Annotated in this window: 4 protein-coding genes and 1 pseudogene; 3 read left to right on the top strand and 2 right to left on the bottom strand. The window is 66.4% G+C overall.

Translation table 11 applies throughout. From position 1 onward, the window contains the following. Positions 1–278 (top strand): annotated as a pseudogene (locus VN520_RS37895) (IS5/IS1182 family transposase); the annotation flags it as partial. A gap of 238 nt (positions 279–516) precedes the next feature. On the opposite strand, the gene VN520_RS39815 reads toward VN520_RS37895, so the two are convergent. After that, the gene (locus VN520_RS39815; protein WP_414720077.1) at positions 517–630 is read right to left on the bottom strand and encodes a lasso RiPP family leader peptide-containing protein; all 114 of its coding nucleotides are present in this window, start codon (positions 628–630) and stop codon (positions 517–519) included. Between the two features lie 127 nt (positions 631–757). Then, a complete protein-coding gene (locus VN520_RS37890) occupies positions 758–961 on the bottom strand; it encodes a hypothetical protein (protein WP_325751498.1) in 204 nt (67 codons plus the stop codon). 292 nt (positions 962–1,253) lie between these two features. On the opposite strand from VN520_RS37890, the gene VN520_RS37885 reads away from it, so the two are divergent. Then, positions 1,254–2,660 carry a P-loop NTPase gene (locus VN520_RS37885; RefSeq protein ID WP_325751497.1) on the top strand — a complete coding sequence of 469 codons (1,407 nt, stop codon included), beginning with the start codon at positions 1,254–1,256 and terminating at the stop codon, positions 2,658–2,660. 45 nt (positions 2,661–2,705) lie between these two features. Beyond that, on the top strand, positions 2,706–3,701 hold a 996-nt coding region (locus VN520_RS37880; protein ID WP_325751496.1), incomplete at its 3' end, for an O-antigen ligase family protein.

The raw sequence follows: 3,701 nt of genomic DNA, 5'->3' as shown, positions 1-3,701 counted from the left end.
CCGGCCGCGGGAGTTGTTCGCCGACCGCGGCTATGACCGCGACAACTGCCGACTCCTGCTGAGCGCCCGCGGCATTACCCCCCGGGTCGCCCGCCCCGGCGTCGCCCTCGGCTCCAACCCGAGCCGCTACCCTGGGTGGTCAAGCGCGGATTCGCCTGGCTACACGCCTTCAGGCGGCTCCGCACCAGCTATGAGGTTCGCGCCGACATCCACCTCTTACTACTGCAGCTGGACTGCGCCTGATCTGCTACCGCCAGCTACCCGTCGTCATGCGATAAGTTCTCAATTGGCCACAATCGGAAGACGCTGACACTAAGGTGCTCCGCAACTGGCCCCGACCCCATCCGACAAGTCTGATATTGCAACCTGCGTTCACAAGGTCGCCCCAGTCGAGCCCTGAACAATTCACGCCCATGTGGCCGTAATAGCAGGAGCGGTCAGGCCCGCGTGGGAAATCACACGACAAGAGCCCAATCGAGCTGAAACTCGACCGGGCCTTTGAAGTTCAGCGCTCTGTCAGTCCTCGCGCTTGGGGTTCCGGCTGTTACCGTCTGCGCGACTTCCGCTTGCGCCGAGGGTTAACTCAGAAATGCTCCCAAGAGAGCGCAACTGCGGTGCGGAGTACTTCATGGGCTCTCCCGCTGCAAGATCAGATTCCATTGCACGCAACTTAAGCAGACAACAGTGGCGAGCGCTACCCCCGCATCGCTATGACATGCGCCACGTTCGGCGGTGGCCATGCGGTATTCCGCAAGGGTCAATGCCGGCGGCGACGCGGCTTGCGCCCGATGAGTACCGCGAGTCCGACGATGACAAGCCAGCCCAGCAGGAGAAGCGCATCGCCGGCATGCAAGCCGTGCGACTCCGAGAACGTGGCGACGACCGCCCCTTCCTCGGGATAGTTGAACAGCACGAGGGGCGCCACGAAGGCCGTGGCGAAGGCAATCACCGCAAGGGCCACCCCTCGCCTGTACACCACTCCACCGTAGCGCGCCGGCTCAACCCGCCGTCTTCATCGCTCGATGAGCAAGCTCGCGAACGGTGCGGACGTCGGGGCCTCCCCACATCGAGGCGGACAAGCGCCTGCCAGCAGCTGCGCGGATACGGGCAACCACCGAAATGTGCCAGGCTGCTCATCCTGGGGGCACCGGCACACGCCCGGCCTGCGGAGCGAGGCGAGACGACCGGCACATCAGAGTGGTCTGGCGGCAAGATATCTACGGTTAGAACGACGATCGGGGCGTCTGTTGGACTTGAATCACCTCGTCCGGGTGCTGAGGCGGCGCTGGCAACTGCTTGCCCTCGTAGTCCTGGCGTCCATCGCCGGCGCTGCTGCGGCGGCCTGGTTGCAGACCCCTACCTACCAGACCGCCGCCGTCCTGGTCTCGACCACCGGCACGGCCGTCGACGGAACATCTGCGACGCAGAATGCCGCGCAGCGTGCTCTCGACGTGTCGCGGTTCGCCGGCACCGCGCCCGTGATCGAGCAAGTCGTCACCCAGGCTGCTGGCGCATCTGGCCTGACCGCCCGCGCACCCGCTGGCGTTTCGACCACCGCGGACGGCGTCTCCCCTTTTCTCACCATCACCGTCAGTGACAGCGATCCGCAGTGGGCGCAGGCGGTTGCCAATGCGTACCTACCGACGCTCCCAGACGCTCTGGAGGACATCGACCCGGGGATTGCCGGCAGCGCCGAGCAACTGACGAGCCTCACCGCTGCTCCCCTCCCCGGGGCTCCGGCGACCCCGGACCGGTCGTTGTACCTCTCGATGGGCCTGCTGCTCGACCTGGTTTTGGGCTTCGGCTTGGTTGTCCTCTGGGAGTCGTTGGACAGGGACTTCCACGACCCCGAGGACATGGCCCGCGCCCTCAATCTCCCGGTTCTAGGCGTGATTCCGCAGCGCGATCCGAAGCAGGTCCTCCCCATGCGCACGGCGCCCAGCAGCTCCCGCGCCGAGGCCTACCGCGCGGTGCAGGCCAGCCTCGCCTTCGCACGGGCAGAGGGACCACCCCGATCGATCGTCGTCACCAGCCCGTCCTCCGGCGAGGGAGTGACGACGGTCGCGGCGAACGTCGCTCTCGCGCTGGCCAGCAGCGGGCATCGTGTGCTCCTCGTGGACGTCAACCTGCGCGCCCCGAGCGTGCACGACCTCTTCGAGCTTCCGCCCGGGCCGGGGCTCGCCGAGGTGCTGGCCGGGCGAATCACACCATCCGCAGCCCTACGCGACCTACCCGACACCTCGCTGCGCGTCCTCACGGCCGGAGCGTCGAATGCCCATCAGTTGGAGATGCTGACGGGCCCACGAACTCCCCAGGTCCTGGTGGAACTGCAGGCAGACTGCGATGTCTTGATTCTGGACACCCCGCCGGTGCTTCAGGTGGCCGATGCGCTGTTCCTGGCAGCCCACTCCGCGGGCATTCTGCTCGTCGCGAGGGTGGGCGTCGCCACGAAGGACCGCCTCCGCCGCGCTCGTGACGCAGTGCGGACGGTCCAGGCGCCGAAGCTCGGCCTCGCTGTGAACGGTGGTTCGGAGAGCCCAGAGGGCCTCGGTCCTCGTCGGCTGCCTGCTAGCCATCGAAGTTTTGACTCCGCGGCACGGACGGCACCCGTCACGGGTGACGACAAGCCGGTGCGGGAGTCCGTCCCTGGGTCGAGCTGACCCGTGGTCGCACTGCAGGCGGCGCGGCAGGTATACCCACGTGCTATGGGCCTGGCCGCTGCCGTCGGGGTGGCCTTCCTGGTGGGTTACTGGAATCAGGAGCATGCCCGCTACGCATATCTGCTCGCAGTTGCTCCTGTCCTCGTGGCCCTCGCCCTGCGGCCACAACTGCCCGTGGTGATGGGCGCGGCGCTGCTTCCGTTTCTCAGCCTGGGAGTGAGCGCCGGAGGGGCACAGGTAACGGCATCCGACGCTTTGTTCGCACTGGCCTTCGTCGGCGCCCTTGTGTGCCTACTACTCACACATTCCTGGCGGGACCGTGGACGCGATGCCCGGGTTCTCCTGCTGTGCGGAGCGGCGTTCGCCGTCTGGCTAGTCGCGGTGGCGCTGTTCCACGGGTCTACGACGGTGATGCTGAACAGCACCCAGACGTACCAGCTGTTCCTGGTCCCTCTGCTTCTCGGCGCGGTGGTGCTGGAGCCCCGATCGGCGCGCATTGTGGTGACCGTTTTCGTCGTCGGATCCGTGGTTCTAGCTCTCATGTGGATCGCGACGGGCGGGGAGGGTTCGGAGTTGACCGGGAACAAGAACCCCTCCGGTCAGATGATCGCCAACGCGATGGTGCTGGCTCTCGCGCTGGCGCCGACCTGGACCTGGCGGCTGATACTGCTCGTACCCCTGGGCGCCGGCCTCATCTTCGCCCAAAGCCGCGGCGCACTCTTGGGCGCCGGCGTTGGTATCGTCGTCGTCCTGCTCTTGCGGGGGTTGGGTAGCTGGCGACGCACCATAGCCGCAGTCGTGCCGATCATAGTCCTTGTGATCGTCGGTTACCGTCTACTGCCAGATGAGGTTCTCTCGCGCACCACCGACTTCAGCTCGGGCGCGGTCGGCACCTCCATGGGAGAGCTCACCGCGGCGCAGTACTCCGTAGCGTTGAGAGACACTTTCGCCGAGCAAGGCTGGCAACTCGTGGCCGCTAACCCAATCTTCGGAGTCGGGCCGGGAAATTATGTCACCGGCACGCCCGGGCGGGATACCTAC

It is taken from the genome of Streptomyces sp. (assembly GCF_035563135.1).
Lineage (GTDB): Bacteria > Actinomycetota > Actinomycetes > Streptomycetales > Streptomycetaceae > Streptomyces.
Note: the sequence above shows the minus strand (reverse complement) of the source record. Positions and strands in the feature narration are given on the sequence as shown.